General features: G+C 61.0%; 17 protein-coding genes. 14 read left to right on the top strand and 3 right to left on the bottom strand.

Annotation, left to right across the window (positions count from 1 at the left end):
- Positions 1–291: 291 nt before the first annotated feature.
- Both dapA and smpB read left to right on the top strand, forming a co-directional pair.
- Positions 292–1,173, top strand: a complete 882-nt coding sequence (gene dapA, locus O4H62_RS09540; RefSeq protein ID WP_269387277.1) for a 4-hydroxy-tetrahydrodipicolinate synthase — start codon at positions 292–294, stop codon at positions 1,171–1,173.
- A gap of 2 nt (positions 1,174–1,175) precedes the next feature.
- Complete coding sequence (gene smpB, locus O4H62_RS09535; RefSeq protein WP_269387274.1) at positions 1,176–1,658, top strand: SsrA-binding protein SmpB; 483 nt, start codon at positions 1,176–1,178, stop codon at positions 1,656–1,658.
- 12 nt (positions 1,659–1,670) lie between these two features.
- On the opposite strand, the gene O4H62_RS09530 is transcribed toward smpB, so the two are convergent.
- Positions 1,671–2,351, bottom strand: a complete 681-nt coding sequence (locus O4H62_RS09530; RefSeq protein ID WP_269387272.1) for a uracil-DNA glycosylase — start codon at positions 2,349–2,351, stop codon at positions 1,671–1,673.
- A gap of 14 nt (positions 2,352–2,365) precedes the next feature.
- On the bottom strand, positions 2,366–2,953 hold the full coding sequence (locus tag O4H62_RS09525) for an NYN domain-containing protein (RefSeq protein WP_269387271.1): 588 nt from the start codon (positions 2,951–2,953) through the stop codon (positions 2,366–2,368).
- Between the two features lie 399 nt (positions 2,954–3,352).
- Here O4H62_RS09525 and rpoZ point away from each other — a divergent pair, with 399 nt between their 5' ends.
- From rpoZ to O4H62_RS09480, 9 genes are all read left to right on the top strand, one after another.
- Positions 3,353–3,754, top strand: coding sequence for a DNA-directed RNA polymerase subunit omega (gene rpoZ, locus O4H62_RS09520; RefSeq protein ID WP_269387269.1), 402 nt, complete (start codon positions 3,353–3,355; stop codon positions 3,752–3,754).
- A gap of 132 nt (positions 3,755–3,886) precedes the next feature.
- Positions 3,887–6,127, top strand: a complete 2,241-nt coding sequence (locus O4H62_RS09515) for a RelA/SpoT family protein (RefSeq protein WP_269387267.1) — start codon at positions 3,887–3,889, stop codon at positions 6,125–6,127.
- Positions 6,128–6,326: 199 nt separating this feature from the next.
- Complete coding sequence (locus O4H62_RS09510; protein ID WP_269387265.1) at positions 6,327–6,938, top strand: DUF2062 domain-containing protein; 612 nt, start codon at positions 6,327–6,329, stop codon at positions 6,936–6,938.
- A complete protein-coding gene (gene acpS, locus O4H62_RS09505) occupies positions 6,935–7,336 on the top strand; it encodes a holo-ACP synthase (RefSeq protein WP_269387263.1) in 402 nt (133 codons plus the stop codon). The genes O4H62_RS09510 and acpS overlap by 4 nt, the downstream gene beginning before the upstream one ends.
- A gap of 151 nt (positions 7,337–7,487) precedes the next feature.
- A complete protein-coding gene (lepB, locus tag O4H62_RS09500; protein ID WP_269387262.1) occupies positions 7,488–8,234 on the top strand; it encodes a signal peptidase I in 747 nt (248 codons plus the stop codon).
- A complete protein-coding gene (rnc, locus tag O4H62_RS09495) occupies positions 8,231–8,956 on the top strand; it encodes a ribonuclease III (RefSeq protein ID WP_269387261.1) in 726 nt (241 codons plus the stop codon). The genes lepB and rnc overlap by 4 nt, the downstream gene beginning before the upstream one ends.
- Positions 8,949–9,887 (top strand): GTPase Era, encoded by a 939-nt coding sequence (gene era / locus O4H62_RS09490; protein WP_269387260.1) that lies wholly within the window; start codon positions 8,949–8,951, stop codon positions 9,885–9,887. The genes rnc and era overlap by 8 nt, the downstream gene beginning before the upstream one ends.
- A gap of 17 nt (positions 9,888–9,904) precedes the next feature.
- Complete coding sequence (gene recO / locus O4H62_RS09485; RefSeq protein ID WP_269387259.1) at positions 9,905–10,675, top strand: DNA repair protein RecO; 771 nt, start codon at positions 9,905–9,907, stop codon at positions 10,673–10,675.
- The gene (locus O4H62_RS09480; RefSeq protein ID WP_269387258.1) at positions 10,672–11,181 is read left to right on the top strand and encodes a PaaI family thioesterase; all 510 of its coding nucleotides are present in this window, start codon (positions 10,672–10,674) and stop codon (positions 11,179–11,181) included. The genes recO and O4H62_RS09480 overlap by 4 nt, the downstream gene beginning before the upstream one ends.
- Positions 11,182–11,230: 49 nt before the next feature.
- Here O4H62_RS09480 and O4H62_RS09475 read toward each other — a convergent pair whose 3' ends face one another.
- Positions 11,231–13,093 (bottom strand): sigma 54-interacting transcriptional regulator, encoded by a 1,863-nt coding sequence (locus O4H62_RS09475; RefSeq protein WP_269387257.1) that lies wholly within the window; start codon positions 13,091–13,093, stop codon positions 11,231–11,233.
- A 199-nt stretch (positions 13,094–13,292) separates the two neighbouring features.
- Between O4H62_RS09475 and O4H62_RS09470 the strand changes: the two genes are divergently transcribed.
- From O4H62_RS09470 to O4H62_RS09460, 3 genes are read left to right on the top strand one after another with little or no spacing between them, the layout of a single operon-like run.
- On the top strand, positions 13,293–14,672 hold the full coding sequence (locus O4H62_RS09470) for a CmpA/NrtA family ABC transporter substrate-binding protein (protein WP_430538400.1): 1,380 nt from the start codon (positions 13,293–13,295) through the stop codon (positions 14,670–14,672).
- A 3-nt stretch (positions 14,673–14,675) separates the two neighbouring features.
- Positions 14,676–15,509, top strand: a complete 834-nt coding sequence (gene ntrB / locus O4H62_RS09465) for a nitrate ABC transporter permease (protein WP_269387256.1) — start codon at positions 14,676–14,678, stop codon at positions 15,507–15,509.
- 10 nt (positions 15,510–15,519) lie between these two features.
- Positions 15,520–16,404: an ABC transporter ATP-binding protein gene (locus O4H62_RS09460; protein WP_269387255.1), complete on the top strand. Its 885-nt coding sequence runs from the start codon at positions 15,520–15,522 to the stop codon at positions 16,402–16,404.
- The last annotated feature ends 22 nt before the right edge of the window (positions 16,405–16,426 follow it).

The raw sequence follows: 16,426 nt of genomic DNA, 5'->3' as shown, positions 1-16,426 counted from the left end.
GATGATCCGGAATTCTCAAGCGCTTGCCTTGTGCTACCAGAAGCCCGTGAAGCAAGAGTTAAGAAAAGCTTATCAAGCTCGCCCGAACTCGCCCGAATGCATTGTTCCGACATAATTGCGGGTAATCTGCGGCAGGCATGGCGAATTGGCGGTTTACGGCCTCCAAACAACGCAAAAGCGCTCCGAGGTGCCGAGCAAGGCTTTTCCGTCGCCGTTATTTCCTGTATCGCCTGCGGTACAGGCGAATGAATGCGCCCGGCGGGCGTCTAGTGACAGTTTTTGGAGATCAGCATGTTCAAGGGTTCCCTTCCGGCCCTCATTACCCCTTTCACCGAAAATGGCGCGGTGGACGAGGATGGCTTTGCAAGCCATGTCGAGCGGATGATCAAGGCCGGCAGCCACGGGCTTGTACCCGTCGGCACCACGGGCGAATCCCCGACGCTGACCCATGCCGAGCACAAGCGGGTGGTGGAACTGTGCGTCGAAGTGGCGGCGGGCCGGGTTCCGGTTGTGGCCGGGGCCGGATCCAACAACACCGCTGAATCGATCGAACTTGCGGTTCACGCGGAAAAGGCCGGGGCGGATGCCGTGCTGGTGGTCACGCCCTACTACAACAAGCCGACGCAGAAGGGGCTTTATCAGCACTTCAAGGCCGTGGCCGAGGCGATCAGCCTGCCGATCATCATCTACAATATCCCGCCACGCTCGGTGATCGACATGTCGGTAGAGACAATGGCGGCGCTTGCCCGTGATTTCTCCAACATCGTCGGCGTCAAGGATGCGACCGGAAATCTCGCCCGGGTGCCCGAACAACGGATGGCCTGCGGCAAGGACTTCATCCAGCTGTCGGGCGAGGATCCCACCGCGCTCGGCTTCAACGTGCATGGCGGCGTCGGCTGCATCTCGGTGACCGCCAATGTGGCGCCGCGCGAATGCGTCGAGTTCCAGGAAGCGACCCTACGCGGCGATTACGCCGCAGCACTCACCATGCTTGACCGGCTGATGCCGCTGCACAAGGCGATCTTCCACGAGCCCGGCGTGGCCGGAACCAAGTATTGCCTGGCCAAGATGGGCCTGATCAAGAATGTCGTACGCTCGCCCCTGACCACGGTTGAACCGGGGACAGCGGCCTTGCTTGACGCGGCGCTTGCTCAGGCGGGCGTGGCGGGCTGATCATGGCTCCGAAAAAGGAAGACAAATCCCAGCACGGCAAGGTCGTGGCTGAAAACCGCAAGGCGCGCTTCAACTACGAGATCGTCGACACCATCGAGGCTGGCCTGGTGCTGGGCGGCACCGAAGTGAAGTCGCTTCGGGAGGGCAAGGCCAACATCGCCGAATCCTACGCCAACGAGGAAGGCGGCGAGATGTGGCTGATCAATTCCTACGTTCCGGAATATCTGCAGGCCAACCGCTTCAATCATGAGCCGCGGCGGCGGCGCAAGATCCTGCTCAAGGCCCGCGAGATCGCAAGGCTGGGCCAGGCGGTGCAGCGCGATGGCATGACGCTGGTGCCGCTGAAGATCTATTTCAACGACAAGGGCCGGGCCAAGCTGTTGCTGGCGCTGGCGCGCGGCAAGAAGCTCCACGACAAGCGCGAAAGCCAAAAGGAACGCGACTGGAACCGGGACAAATCGAGGTTGCTGCGGGATCGCGGGTAACCCCAGGACCAGTCAGGCCAGCGGTTCCGGTCCGGGACCGATCGCTCTGGCCGCCTTTTCAAAGACCATATCGAACATTTCTTGTGTCAGGCGACCGGTGTTGGTGTTGTAGCGTGAGCAGTGATAGCTCGAAATGACGTGGACGCCGCTCGCTTCGGTTTCCGCGGCATGTGCAAACGGGTGCCGGGCTGCTTTGCCGCCGAGCGCGCGTATGGTGCTTTCATGAGAAATCCTGCCCAGGGTGACGATGACCTTGAGGCCGGGCAATCGCGAGATCGTTGCCACGAGAAATCCCCGGCAGGTGTTGATTTCGGCTCCAAGCGGTTTGTTCTGCGGCGGAACACAGCGAACCGCATTGGTGATCGCAGTGCCCTGCAGCAGTGGCCGGTCGGTTGAGCCTGAGTGAAGGCCGTTCTCGGCGAAACCGTGTCTGGCCAGAGTTTCATACAGAAGCGTGCCCGACTCGTCGCCCGTGAAGGGAATGCCGGTACGATTTGCGCCTCGCAAGCCTGGCGCCAGCCCGACGATCAACAGATTTACCGCGCCCGGGCCTTGCAGTGGATACCACGTCTCAACAGGCCCGTTGTGCCATCCGGGAAACGCCTTGCGGTTGTCGAGTGCGAAACGCCTGAGCCGCGGGCACAGTGTGCAATCGTGATCCGGCTCGTTGTGGCGGACGGTCTGGCGAGACACCGCCAGTTCGCCAATCAATCCTCGAATTCGTCTTCTTCCTCTGCCGCAGGAGCATAAGCGCGCTGCGGGCGTTCCGATGGCTCGCGTCCTATCTCCGATTTCAGGCTGGTCAGATCGATGAAGTAGTCAGCCTGGCGGCGCAGGTCATCGGCAATCATCGGCGGCTGTGACAGGAGGGAGGACACCACGGTGACCTTGCGGCCCTTGCGCTGAAGCGCCTCGACCAGGGAGGTGAAATCGCCATCGCCAGAAAAAATCACCAGATGATCGACCACGTCGGATTGCTCCATGGCGTCGATGGCGAGCTCGATGTCCATGTTGCCCTTGATCTTCCGGCGGCCCATGGAGTCGGTAAATTCTTTTGCTGGCTTGGTAACTACTTTATACCCATTGTAATCGAGCCAATCGATCAACGGGCGGATTGACGAATATTCCTGATCCTCAATCAACGCGGTGTAATAATAAGCGCGCAACAAATACCCGCGGGATTGAAATGCCTTCAGCAACTTCCGGTAGTCGATGTCGAAATTCAGGCTTTTAGACGCCGCATAAAGATTCGCCCCGTCAATAAAAAGCGCAATTTTCTCTCTTGGATCAAACACTTATGATCTTCCTTTCAAAGAAGCCCTCTGTCGCAACTGAAGGCAAGTCTGGCTTCTGTAGGGCCAATTTAGATCGATCTCGAACTTTTTAAAAGCCATACAAGTACCATTATCCTACTGTTCCACGACTCAATAAATCGTGAGGTGGAACCAAATGCGGCGGTTGGTCTCATATTTCAAGGGTCTGGGCCTTGATACTTATGCATGGCTGCTAAAGAATCCTTGCTGCTAACGCAAAGGTTCTATAGGTAAGGTCTGTTTCAAGGTTTATTGCGACGTATATCGGCGAGACGGTTTTTGTGCTGAAACGGAGCTTTTGGCGCAAAGGACTTGAATTAGCCACACAATGTGTTTATCGCATGGACAAACTCCCCCATAGCAGTTTGTAAAGGACAGGCAATGGCCCGCGTCACAGTCGAAGATTGCATCGACAAGGTTGATAATCGTTTTGAACTGGTATTGCTTGCCAGCCATCGCGCCCGCCAGATCTCCCAGGGCGGCCAGATCACGATCCCCCGCGACAACGACAAGAATCCGGTCGTTGCCTTGCGGGAAATCGCCGACGAGACCCTGTCTCCCGGTGATCTGAAGGAAGACCTCATCCACTCGCTGCAGAAGCATGTCGAAGTTGACGAGCCGGAGCCCGATCCGGAGCGTTACCTGCAGACCGGCGATGCTACCGAAGAGACCGTCGTCGAAGACGACCAGCCGGAAGCGGTGTCGTTCGGCTCGATGTCGGAAGAAGAACTGCTTGCAGGCATCGAGGGGCTTGTGCCGCCGGAAAAAAGCGACGACTATTGATCGTCTGATCGATTGCCTGCCGATTTGCAACGAATTGGCGGCAGCCGGTCGAGAGGCCGATAGACAGCTGATGCTACGCAATGCGCCGGTCGTTCGATTCGGCGCATTTTCTTGTTTTGGAGTGCCATTCCGATGATGCGTCAGTACGAGCTCGTGGAGCGCGTGCAAAAATACAAGCCGGATGCCAACGAGGCCCTGCTGAACAAGGCTTATGTTTACGCCATGCAGAAACATGGCAAGCAAACGCGTGCCAGCGGCGATCCCTATATCTCCCATCCCCTGGAGGTGGCGGCGATCCTGACCGAAATGCGGCTTGATGAATCAACCATCGCCGTGGCGCTGCTGCATGACACGATCGAGGACACTTCGGCCACGCGCGCCGAGATTGACGAGCTGTTCGGCGAGGACATCGGCCGTCTCGTCGAAGGGCTGACCAAGATCAAGAAGCTCGATCTTGTCACCAAGCGGGCCAAGCAGGCCGAGAACCTGCGCAAGCTGCTGCTGGCCATATCAGACGATGTGCGCGTGCTTCTGGTCAAACTGGCCGACCGGCTGCACAATATGCGTACCCTCGAACACGTGCCGCCAGAAAAGCGCGCCCGTATCGCCGAGGAAACCATGGATATCTATGCGCCGCTGGCCGGGCGCATGGGCATGCAGGAAATGCGCGAGGAGCTCGAGGAGCTCGCATTCAAGAACATCAACCAGGAAGCCTATGATACGGTCACCGGCAAGCTGGCGGAACTCTCCGAGCGCAATCGCGACCTGATCCATACCATCGAGGACGAACTGTCGGCACTGTTCAAGCAGGAAGGGCTGAAGGCGCAGGTCAAGGGCCGGCAGAAGAAGGCCTATTCGGTGTTCCGCAAGATGCAGTCGAAGTCGCTGTCGTTCGAACAGCTCTCCGACGTGTTCGGCTTCCGCATCGTCGTCGACACCGAGGCCGACTGCTACCGGGCGCTCGGCATCGTGCACATGCGCTGGTCGGTGGTCCCGGGACGGTTCAAGGACTATATCTCGACGCCCAAACAGAATGATTACCGCTCGATCCACACCACGATTGTCGGACCCTCAAGGCAGCGCGTCGAACTGCAGATCCGCACGCGCATGATGCAGGACATCGCCGAACGCGGCGTGGCGGCGCATGCACTGTACAAGGATTCCGCCTCGAGCGAAGAAGCGGTGGTGCTGTCCAAGGATTCCAGGGCCTATTCCTGGCTGCGCCAGACCATCGAAGCGCTCTCGGTCGGCGACAATCCGGAAGACTTCCTCGAGCATACCAAGCTGGAGCTGTTCCAGGACCAGGTGTTCTGTTTCACGCCGAAAGGCCAGCTCATCGCCCTGCCGCGCGGGGCGACACCGATCGATTTCGCCTATGCGGTGCACACCGACATCGGCGACACCTGCGTCGGCGCCAAGATCAATGGCCGGATCATGCCGTTGGTCACGCGGCTCGCCAACGGCGACGAGGTGGAAATCCTCCGCTCCGGCGTCCAGGTTCCGCCGCCGGCCTGGGAAGAGATCGTCGTCACCGGCAAGGCGCGGGCGGCAATCCGCCGGGCGACCAAGGCCGCGGTGCGCAAGCAATATTCCGGCCTTGGCATGCGCATCCTCGAGCGCACTTTCACGCGGGCGGGAAAACCGTTGTCGAAGGATGGCCTCAAGCCGGTGCTGCACCGGTTGGGACACAAGGATGTCGAGGACGTGCTGACAGCCGTCGGGCGGGGCGAACTGGCGTCGGATGACGTTTTCCGGGCGATCTACCCCAATCACCAAGAGACCCGGGTGTCGCCGCGCAAGCCTGCCGACGAGGGCTGGTTCAACCTGCGCAGCGCGGCAGGGCTGATCTTCAAGCTCCCCGGGCTTGGAAAAACCCAGAAAACCACCAAGGCGTCGCGGCGCATCGGGCCTGATCCGGACATGGATGCAATGCCGATCCGCGGTATGGATGACAATTCGGTGGTCAAGTTCGGCCCCGGCGGCGCGGTGCCGGGCGACCGGATCGTCGGCATTCTGGAAACAGGCGCCGGTATCACGATCTATCCGATCCAGTCGCCGGAACTGACAAAGTTCGACGACGAACCAAACCGCTGGATCGATATCCGCTGGGATATCGACGAGAACAACAAGAACCGCTTTCCAGCCCGCATCCTGGTGACCGCGATCAACGCGCCGGGAACACTGGCCGAAGTGTCTCAGACGATTGCGACCAGCGAGACCAATATCCAGAACCTGACCATGGTCCGCGTTGCCGCCGATTTCACCGAGATGCTGATCGACCTTCAGGTTTGGGATCTCAAACACCTCAACCAGCTGATCACCCAGCTGAAGGCGCTCGAATCTGTTTCCACCGTCGAGCGGATCTATCACTAGCCCGCGCCGGCGGGCTGCGCGTCAGGCTGCTCTGCGCCCGTGGTTTGGCGCAGGGCGGAATTTTGGAGCGGGCCTTTACCAGTTCTTCGCTGTTGGCGGGCAGACTGGCCTTCGAAGACAAAGGAACAAGAGCGCTTTTTGAGTTTTGTTGTCGCGCTGACTTAGAGCTGACACAAAAGGAGCGATATACGGACACCAGATGCTGTTTCGTCGCCGAAGACCCGAGGGATTTTTTGACCGGTTGCGCACCGCGCTCTGGCCGAGGAGATCGTTTGGCCGGTCGTTCCAGTATTTCATCAAGCGCGTGCTGCGACTGACGGCGACACCTCACGCAATCGCGGCGGGCGTCGCCGCCGGGGTTTTTGCGTCCTGGACGCCGCTGCTCGGGTTTCATTTCATCCTGGCGTTCGCGATCTCCTACCTGCTGGCGGGCAACATGGTTGCCGCGGCGCTTGGAACCGCTTTCGGCAATCCGCTGTCGTTCCCCTTCATCTGGGCGCTTACGCTGAAGGTCGGCAACATGCTGATCGGGATCGAGACCGGCGCGCATCAGAAACACGTCAATCTGGAAGCGCTGCTCAGGCACCTGGATATCAGTCAGCTGTGGGAGCCGGTGCTCAAGCCGATGCTCATCGGTGCGATCCCGCCGGGGGTGGTCAGCGGCGTCGCCTTCTATATTCTCACCTACTGGGCTGTGCGGGCGTTTCAGGCGCGGCGCAAATCGAGGCTGGCAGAGCGGGCCAGGGTGCGGCTCCAGGAACTGGCCAAGGCAAGTTCCGAACGAACGGCAGACAGGGCAAACCGCGCGTGATTATCGGCATTGGCAGCGACCTTATCGACATAAGGCGAATCGAGAAAACCCTCGAACGCCATGGCGAACGTTTTACCAACCGGTGCTTTACCGATGTCGAGCGGGCCAGATCGGATCGCCGGGCACAGCGCGCGGCTTCCTATGCCAAGCGGTTTGCGGCGAAGGAAGCCTGTTCCAAGGCGCTCGGCACCGGGCTGTCGAAAGGCGTTTTCTGGCGTGACATGGGCGTGGTCAACCTTCCGGGCGGCAAGCCGACCATGCAGCTGAGCGGCGGCGCGGCGCAGCATCTCGACAGCATGACGCCTGCGGGCATGATCTGCGCCATTCATTTGACAATAACTGATGATTATCCGCTGGCGCAGGCTTTCGTGGTCATCGAAGCGCTTCCCAGGTCCTGACGCCCGGCCAGCCGCATCATTGCCGCCTTGTGCGGATCCGTTTGCGGGGATATCGGCAGCAGATTGCAGGACATTGGCCAGCGGTGTTGCCGCGAACGATGCAAACAGCTAGAGAAAGCGCTTCCGCGCCCTACCTCGAGGAACTCAACGCGTGTCAGATACCAAAAAAGACAATTCGAGCGGACTTTGGGAAAACATCAAGGTGCTCGCCCAGGCGCTGCTGCTGGCGGTGATCATCCGTACCCTGTTGTTCCAACCGTTCAGCATCCCGTCCGGCTCGATGATGGAGACCCTGCTGGTCGGGGACTATCTGTTCGTTTCGAAATATTCCTACGGGTACACCAAATATTCGATCCCGTTCTCGCCGGATCTGTTTTCCGGCCGTATCTGGGGCAGCGAACCCGAACGCGGCGATGTTGCGGTGTTCCGGCTGCCCAGCAACACCAAGATCGACTACATCAAGCGCGTGATCGGGCTTCCGGGCGACCGGATCCAGGTCACCGACGGCGTGCTCTTCATCAATGGCGAGGCGGTCCCGCGTGAGCTGGTCGGCAGCTACAAGCCGGAAGGACGTTACAGCCAGGGCACCGACGTTCCCGTCTACAAGGAAACGCTGCCCAATGGCGTCACCTACACCACGCTCGACCTCAGCCCCAATTCGCCGGGCGACAACACGCGTGAATTCGTCGTTCCCGAAGGCCATTACTTCATGATGGGCGACAATCGCGACAACTCGCAGGACAGCCGCTTCGAGGTTGGCTATGTGCCGCTCGAAAACTTCATCGGCCGCGCAACGATCATCTTCTTCTCGATAGCCGAGGATGCATCGCCGCTGGAAATCTGGAAGTGGCCGACCGACCTCAGGTTGGGCCGGTTCTTCAAATCAGCGCAGCGATGAAGCGCGCAGCCAAAAAGGTCGCGGACATCGTCGCCCGGGTCGAGGAGCGCATCGGCCATACATTCGCCCATGCCGAAAGGCTGGAGCGGGCGCTGACCCATTCCAGCCTGCGCAATCCGGCGGGTGGCAATTACGAGCGGCTCGAGTTTCTCGGCGACCGCGTGCTTGGCCTTTGCGTGGCGGAATTGCTGTTCGAGCATTTCCGCGAGGCCAGCGAGGGCGAACTCTCCGTGCGCCTCAACCAGCTTGTCAGTGCGCAGACCTGCGGTGAAGTGGCCGACGAGCTGGGTTTGCATGAGTTCATCCGCACCGGCGCCGATGTCAAGCAGGTTGCCGACAAGCGCATGCTCAATGTCCGCGCCGACGTGGTGGAATCGATCATTGCCGCGATCTATCTCGATGCTGGGCTCGAGGCTGCACGGGCGTTCATTCACAGGCACTGGAAGCCGCGGGCCTTTGCCGAAGACGCGGCACGGCGCGACGCCAAGACCGAATTGCAGGAATGGGCCCATGCCCGTTATGGCGTTACCCCGGTCTATAAAGTGACCGACCGGTCCGGCCCCGACCATGAGCCGGTGTTCAAGGTGGCCGTCGAGATCGAGGGGGCCAGGCCCGCCAGCGGCGTCAGCCGCTCCAAGCGTGCCGCCGAACAGGCCGCAGCGACCGCAGTGCTCGAACGCGAAGGCGTCTGGCAGGCAAATGCAGGAAAAGAAAATGACTGACACACCTGAAACAGACGCACCCCCGGCTGAACCGCAGGGGCCGACCCGCTCAGGCTTCGTGGCGCTGATCGGCGCTCCGAATGCGGGAAAATCCACGCTGATGAACCAGCTGGTCGGCGCCAAGGTGTCGATCGTCTCGCACAAGGTGCAGACCACACGGGCGATCGTGCGCGGCATTGCCATCCATGACCGGACCCAGATCGTGTTCATCGACACGCCGGGGATCTTCACGCCGAAGCGCCGGCTTGACCGGGCGATGGTGACAACGGCCTGGGGCGGCGCCAAGGATGGCGACCTGGTGCTGGTGCTGATCGACGCCGAACGCGGCATCAGGGGAGACGCGGAAGCGCTGCTGGATTCGCTCGCCGAGCGGCAGGGACACAAGATCCTGGTGATCAACAAGATCGACCAGGTCAAGCGCGACACGCTGCTGGCGCTGACGGCGGCCATTCACGAGAAGGTCAAGTTCGACGAGACCTTCATGATCTCGGCGCTCAACGGTTCTGGCTGCAAGGACCTGATGGACTACCTGGCGAAAAAGCTGCCGGAAGGGCCGTGGTACTACCCGGAAGACCAGATTTCCGACTTGCCGATGCGGCAGCTGGCCGCCGAGATCACGCGCGAAAAACTGTTCCTGCGGCTGCACCAGGAACTGCCCTACGCATCGCATGTCGAGACCGAGCGCTGGGAAGAGAAGAAGGACGGCTCGGTGCGCATCGAGCAGGTCATCTATGTCGAGCGCGAGAGCCAGAAGAAGATCGTGCTTGGCCACAAGGGCGAGACCATCAAGGCGATCGGCCAGGCGTCGCGCAAGGAGATCGCCGAGATCCTCGAGCAGAAGGTGCACCTGTTCCTGTTCGTCAAGGTTCGCGAGAACTGGGGCAACGATCCCGAGCGCTACCGCGAGATGGGACTTGAATTTCCGCACTGAGCGGGCAAAGTCACGCGATGGAATGGCGAGACGAGGGAATCATCCTGGGCCTCAGGAAGCATGGCGAAACCTCGGTTATCGCCGAGGTGATGACGAAGGCGCATGGCCGTCATCTGGGCATCGTCCGCGGCGGCCGCTCCAAGCGCCACCAACCGGTGCTGCAGCCGGGCAATTCGGTGGATCTGGTATGGCGCGCCAGGCTCGACGAGCATCTGGGTCAATACCAGGTCGAACTCCTGAACGCGCGCGCCGGGCGGCTGATGGAAAGCGCCATCGGCGTGCACGGCGTGCAGGCGATGGCGGCGCTGCTCCGGCTGCTGCCGGAACGCGATTCCCATCCGCGGCTGCACGATGCCTTTGCCATCATTCTCGACAGCCTGGATACGCCGGAAGAAGCCGGTGCGCTCTATGTGCGGTTCGAACTCGCCGTGCTTGAGGATCTGGGCTTCGGCCTCGACCTGAGTACTTGCGCGGCGACCGGCGCACGCACCGATCTCATCTACGTGTCGCCGAAGTCGGGCCGGGCGGTGTCTGCCGAAGCGGGCCGTCCCTGGGCTGACCGGATGCTGGCGTTGCCGGCTTTCCTGCCCGACCGGACACAGGCCTGCACGACCCGGGAAATGCTGGACCAGGCGTTCAGGCTGACCGGTTATTTTTTCGGCCGGCACGTGTTCGAACCACGCGGCGTCGAGCCGCCGATCAGCCGCGAAAGTTTTTGTACGGCCGCCTTGCGGGCAATGCCGCAAGACGCGTCTGCTTCCCCCTCACTTCAGGAACCGATTTCATGATGGATGACAGCAACAACCGCGCCAACGGCCAGTTCACCGGCGTCGTGCCGCTCGATGTGGTGGCGAGAGAAGGCGGCCTGTCAGTGATGAAGGGCATTCTCGAAGGCCGCCTGCCGGGCGCCGCGATGGCGAGGACGCTCAACTTCTGGCTCACCACGGTAGAGGAGGGGCTGATCGTCTTCACCGGCACGCCGGGCGTCGACCATCTCAACCCGCTTGGCACCATTCACGGCGGCTGGGCGGCAACGATCATGGATTCAGCGCTTGCCTGCGCCGTGATGACGACGCTGCAACCCGGCGAGGGCTACACGACGGTGGAGTTCAAGCTCAACCTGACCCGGCCGATCCTGCCCGACATGGGGGAGCTCGCTTGCGAGGGCCGCATCCTGCACCGTGGCAAGACGATTGCCACCTCCGAGGCCTATCTCAGGGACAGTTCCGGCAAGCTCCTGGCGCACGGCACGGAAACCTGCGCCATCTTCCCCATCGGCAAGCTGATGCGCTGAGCGCCGCCGCTCTGCAGCCGCAAGCCGGCACGGTCGCGGTGGCGACCGTCTACTCGGCTTCGTCCAGGACGATGCCGAACTTCTTGATGCGGGAATAGAGCGTTGTGGGCTTGATGCCCATCAGTTGGGCCGCGCCGTCTTCCCCGGAAACGCGGCCGCCGCATCGTTTCAGGCAGGCGACGATGTTGCTGACCTGCAAGTCATGCATCTGCTGTTCGGTCAGGATGTCGGCGTGCTCCGCAGCGCTGGGCCGGCCCGGGCCTTTCTGCAGGTCGAGGATCAGCTTCTCGCCGCGCGACAGGATGGCCCCGCGCTCGACCACGTTCTGCAGCTCCCGGACATTGCCGGGCCAGTGATAATCCTGCAGTTGCCGGATATTGGCCTTGGTAATCGTCGGCTTCTGCAGGTTCAGCCGCTCGCAGGCGAGGGTGAGGAAGTGCTGCGTCAGCTCGGGGATGTCGGACAGGCGTTCGCGCAGCGGCTGGCACTCGATCGGAAACACGTTGAGATAGAAGTAGAGATCCTGGCGAAACGTGCCGTTCCTGATGCAGGTGGTCAGATCCTTGCTCGAGGAGGCGATGACGCGCACATTGATCTTGCTGATGCGGTTGTCGCCGAGCCGCTCCAGCGATTGTTCCTGCAGGGTCTTGAGGATCTTGCCCTGGAGCTCGATCGGGATTTCGGAAACCTCGTCGAGATACAGCGTTCCGCCGTTGGCGATTTCCAGCTTGCCGGTGCGGTCGTGGATGGCACCCTGGAAGGCGCCGCGGACATGGCCGAACAGTTCGCTCTCGAAGGTCGAGGGGGAAATACCGGCGCAGTTGATGCGGATGATCGGCCGCCGGGCGCGCGAACTCGACTTGTGAATGGCGGACGCAATCAGCGATTTGCCGGTACCGCCTTCACCGGTGATGAGTACGTTGCTCTGGGTCTTGGCCACCAGCTCGATCTGCGCCAGGGTCCGCATGATGGCGGGCGAGGAGCCGGCCAGATCGTAGTGGGAACGGACATTGCGGATCTCTTCCTGCAGATATTCGTTTTCCTGCTCGAGCCGTTCGCGCAGCGCCTCGATCTGGTCCATCGCCGCGCGCAGCTTGCGTTCGTTCTCGCGCCGCTCGGACACGTCGCGGAAGATGACCACCGCGCCAGCCAGCACCTGCTGGTCGTAGATCGGGGTGGAGGTGTATTCCACCTGGATGGGCCGGCCGTTCTTGTGCCAGAACACCTCGTCTTCCACCCGGTTGACCTGTTCGTTGCGGAACGAATGGTAGATCGGGCATTCGCGTGAGGGATATTTCCTGCCGTCGAGATGGTGATGGTGGATCATGGCGTGGATGTCCTCGCCGAGCAGGTCTTCCTTGGTCCAGCCCAGCATCTCCTGGGCGGCATTGTTGACGAAGGTGGTCTTGCCCTCGAGATTGATGCCGTAGATGCCTTCACCCGCCGCATCGAGGATCAGCCGGTTCTCGTTTTCCATCTCCCGGAAGAAATCGCGCGCCCGGTCCCATTCCATCAGCCCCCGGGCGTGCAGGTTGTGGGTGGAAACATTCTGGGAGCGGGTGTCGTAAGCCTCCATGTCGATGATCTGCATGACCAGATAGGCTGCACCGGAATGCCCGATCATGGTGCCGTGGATTTCCGTGGCGATCTCCCGTCCCTCGGCGCTGACGATCGGCAGGTCGCGGGTCCAGCTGGTCCTGTAGTGGTCGACCTTTTCCGTGAAGACGATAAGTTCCGGCAGGCGTCCGACCAGGAAGGCCGCGAAATCCTTGCCGCGCAGGTGCTCATCGGCGAGCAACAGGCTGGCGGCGCCATTGGCCGCAACGATCAGGCCGTTGTGCGTGTCGAGCGCGATGGCCGGCAGGATACTCGATTGCACATGGCTGTGCAGAAAGGGGGTGTCGTTTTCCATCGCATCAGATTGCGCACTGCAACATAAAAAATCAACGAAATTTCGTAAATTACGAAAAATCGTAATTAATTTACCTGAAGCGACTCCTGATATTTAAGTAAAATCAATAATTTATTGAATCTGGATGGAATCCCGAATTTTGCGGATTTCCGGGTTTGAGCCGCTAACCTGATCTCAGGATTTATCGCAGGAGAAACCGATGACAGTCAAAAGTCTAAACGATCCCTTCTCGAGCAAGGCCGATCTCAGGCATGGCGCCAAGTGCGGATGCTCCGCCTGTGCACCGACATCCGGCATTCGCGAAGAGAGCACTTTGCAGTCCAGCGAGGCGATGATGGAGCGCGCGATCGAAAGCGCCATCGTCCGGTCCGTGTTCGGGCATTCCGATATCAGCCGCCGTTCCTTCATGGGTCTGGTCGGGGGAGGGACGGCTGCCGCCGCTCTCGCGTCGATTTTCCCGATCGACAAGGCAAAGGCGGCGCTGCTCGACACGCTCGGCAAGCCGGAAAAGACGGACCTCAACATCGGCTTCGTTCCGATCACCTGCGCAACGCCGATCATCATGGCGCAGCCGCTTGGCTTCTACGAGCGCTACGGGCTGAATGCGCAGGTCATCAAGACCGCCGGCTGGGCGGTGGCGCGCGACAAGTCGCTGGCAGGCGAATACGACGCCAGTCACATGCTCACCCCGATGCCGCTGGCAATGACGCTCGGCGCCGGCTCGGTGGCCGAGCCCTACATCATGCCCGCGGTCGAGAACATTAACGGCCAGGCCATCGTGCTGTCGAACGAGCACAAAGACAAGCGCGATCCGAAGCAGTGGAAGGGCTTCACCTTCGGCGTGCCGTTTGAATATTCGATGCACAATTTCCTGCTTCGCTACTACGTGGCCGAGCACGGTCTCGATCCGGATGTCGACATCCAGATCCGCGTCGTGCCGCCGCCGGAAATGGTCGCCAATTTGCGCGCCGGAAACCTCGATGGCTACCTGTCGCCGGATCCCTTCAACCAGCGCGCGGTGTGGGAGAATATCGGCTTCATCCACATCCTGACCAAGGAGATCTGGGAAGGGCACCCTTGCTGTGCCTTCGCAGCACCGCTCTCCTTTGCCACCGAGCTGCCCAACACTTACGGGGCGCTGCTCAAGGCGATCATCGACGCCACGCAATACGCCTCCAACCCTGACAACCGGAAAGAGATCTCGGCGGCGATCGCGCCGACCAACTATCTCAACCAGCCGGTCGAAGTCATCGAGCAGGTGCTGACCGGAACCTATGCGGACGGACTTGGGGAAGTGAAGCAAGTGCCCGACCGCATCGATTTTGACCCGTTCCCCTGGCACTCGATGGGCGTTTGGATCCTCACCCAGATGAAACGCTGGGGCTATATCGAGGGCGATATCGACTACAAGGCGGTGGCCGAGCAGGTGTACCTGGCGTCCGACGCCCGCAAGATCCTCACCGATCTGGGCTATGACGCCCCGGCGGAAAGCTACAAGTCGCACGTCATCATGGGCAAGACCTTCGATCCCGCGACGCCGGAAGACTACGTCGCGAGCTTTGCAATCAAGAAAGCCTGACGCATGACCGACATGTCCGTGAACAAGCGCGCGGCGCTCCTCTCGTTCATCCTGCTGTTTGCCGGCCTCCTGTTGTGGGAGGCCGTCATTCCCGGCCAGAAGGCGGCAGGCGAGCTGACCGAGTATGAGCGCCTGACCGGCGGCGGCGCGCAGAAGGCCGGCGTCCCACCGCCGAGCCAGGTCCTGGAGAAGGCCTGGGAACAGTTGAGCGACCCGTTCTATGACGCGGGTCCGAACGACAAGGGGATCGGCATCCAGATCGGATACTCGATCTACCGCGTGCTGGCCGGTTACTTTCTGGCGGCACTCATCGCCATTCCGTTAGGCTTCCTCATCGGCATGTCGCCGGTCGCCTACAAGGCGCTCAACCCGTTCATCCAGGTGCTCAGGCCGATCTCGCCGCTGGCATGGATGCCGCTGGCGCTGTTCATCATCCAGGACAGCGAGACCAGCGCGATCTTCGTGATCTTCATCTGCTCGATCTGGCCGATGCTGATCAATACCGCTTTCGGGGTGGCCGGGGTGCGCAAGGACTGGGTCAACGTGGCCAGAACCCATGAACTGGGCGCGCTGCGCACAGCCTTCATGGTGATCCTGCCCGCGGCAGCGCCGACGATCGTGACCGGCATGCGGATTTCCATCGGCATTGCCTGGCTGGTGATCGTTGCCGCCGAGATGTTGGTCGGCGGAACCGGCATCGGCTACTATGTCTGGAACGAGTGGAACAACCTCGATCTCACCTCGGTCATTTTCTCGATCCTGATGATCGGCGTCGTCGGCATGGCGCTCGATGCCATGTTCGGCGTGTTGCAGCGCTTTGTCGTCTACAGCGAATAGGAGAGACCCCGTGAGCACTGCTTTTCTGAGCGTTGAACGCCTGAGCCAGAGGTACCCGGACGGAGCGGGCGGCCAGACCACGATCTTCGAGAATGCCAGCTTCGGCATCGAGCGCGGCGAGTTTGTCGTCATTCTCGGCCATTCAGGCTGCGGCAAGTCGACGATCATGAACATTCTCGCCGGTTTGGCCGAGGCCACCGAGGGCGTCGTCATCATGGACGGCAAGGAGGTTTCCGGGCCGAGCCTCGATCGCGGCGTGGTGTTTCAGAACTACTCGCTGCTTCCATGGCTCAACGCGCTCAAGAACGTGACATTTGCCGTCGCCGCCCGCTATCCGGACTGGTCGAAGGACCAGGTGCTGGATCACTCGAAGAAGCATCTGGAAATGGTCGGGCTGAGCGCGGATGTATTCAACCGCAAGCCGAGCCAGCTTTCGGGCGGCATGCGCCAGCGCGTGTCGATCGCCCGGGCGTTCTCGATCAGCCCGAAGCTGTTGCTGCTCGACGAGCCGTTCGGGGCGCTCGATGCGCTGACGCGCGGTACCATCCAGGACGAGTTGCTCAAGGTCTGGGCGGGCACCAACCAGACCGTCTTCATGATCACCCACGACATCGATGAGGCCATTCTGCTCGCCGACCGCATCCTGCTGATGACCAACGGACCCTTTGCGCGCGTGGCGGAATCCGTCGAGATCACGATCCCGCGGCCGCGCAGCCGGATCGAGATCGTCGAACATCCCAACTACTACGCGATCCGCAATCATCTGGTGCAGTTCCTCGGCAAGCATTCGAAGGAACTCGCCGGGCCGACGGATGCCGCCGAGAACAGGCCGGCGACGGTCCGCATCGACAAGACCGCGCCGGCTGTCCGTGCGCCCAGCAAGCTCGCCGTTTAACACCCAAACCAGGAGACCTCAT

The sequence above is a fragment of the Parahoeflea alexandrii genome, assembly GCF_027214025.1.
Lineage (GTDB): Bacteria > Pseudomonadota > Alphaproteobacteria > Rhizobiales > Rhizobiaceae > Hoeflea > Hoeflea alexandrii_A.
The sequence above is the reverse complement of the archived record's forward strand: the minus strand, read 5'-3'. Positions and strand labels throughout refer to the sequence as shown.

Excerpts from the sequence above, each read along its gene's own strand:
- dapA (WP_269387277.1), top strand. The coding sequence starts at position 292 with ATGTTCAAGGGTTCCCTTCCGGCCCTCATTACCCCTTTCACCGAAAAT.
- smpB (WP_269387274.1), top strand. The coding sequence starts at position 1,176 with ATGGCTCCGAAAAAGGAAGACAAATCCCAGCACGGCAAGGTCGTGGCT.
- rpoZ (WP_269387269.1), top strand. The coding sequence starts at position 3,353 with ATGGCCCGCGTCACAGTCGAAGATTGCATCGACAAGGTTGATAATCGT.
- O4H62_RS09515 (WP_269387267.1), top strand. The coding sequence starts at position 3,887 with ATGATGCGTCAGTACGAGCTCGTGGAGCGCGTGCAAAAATACAAGCCG.
- O4H62_RS09510 (WP_269387265.1), top strand. The coding sequence starts at position 6,327 with ATGCTGTTTCGTCGCCGAAGACCCGAGGGATTTTTTGACCGGTTGCGC.
- rnc (WP_269387261.1), top strand. The coding sequence starts at position 8,231 with ATGAAGCGCGCAGCCAAAAAGGTCGCGGACATCGTCGCCCGGGTCGAG.
- era (WP_269387260.1), top strand. The coding sequence starts at position 8,949 with ATGACTGACACACCTGAAACAGACGCACCCCCGGCTGAACCGCAGGGG.
- recO (WP_269387259.1), top strand. The coding sequence starts at position 9,905 with ATGGAATGGCGAGACGAGGGAATCATCCTGGGCCTCAGGAAGCATGGC.
- O4H62_RS09480 (WP_269387258.1), top strand. The coding sequence starts at position 10,672 with ATGATGGATGACAGCAACAACCGCGCCAACGGCCAGTTCACCGGCGTC.
- O4H62_RS09475 (WP_269387257.1), bottom strand. The coding sequence starts at position 13,093 with ATGGAAAACGACACCCCCTTTCTGCACAGCCATGTGCAATCGAGTATC.
- O4H62_RS09470 (WP_430538400.1), top strand. The coding sequence starts at position 13,293 with ATGACAGTCAAAAGTCTAAACGATCCCTTCTCGAGCAAGGCCGATCTC.
- ntrB (WP_269387256.1), top strand. The coding sequence starts at position 14,676 with ATGACCGACATGTCCGTGAACAAGCGCGCGGCGCTCCTCTCGTTCATC.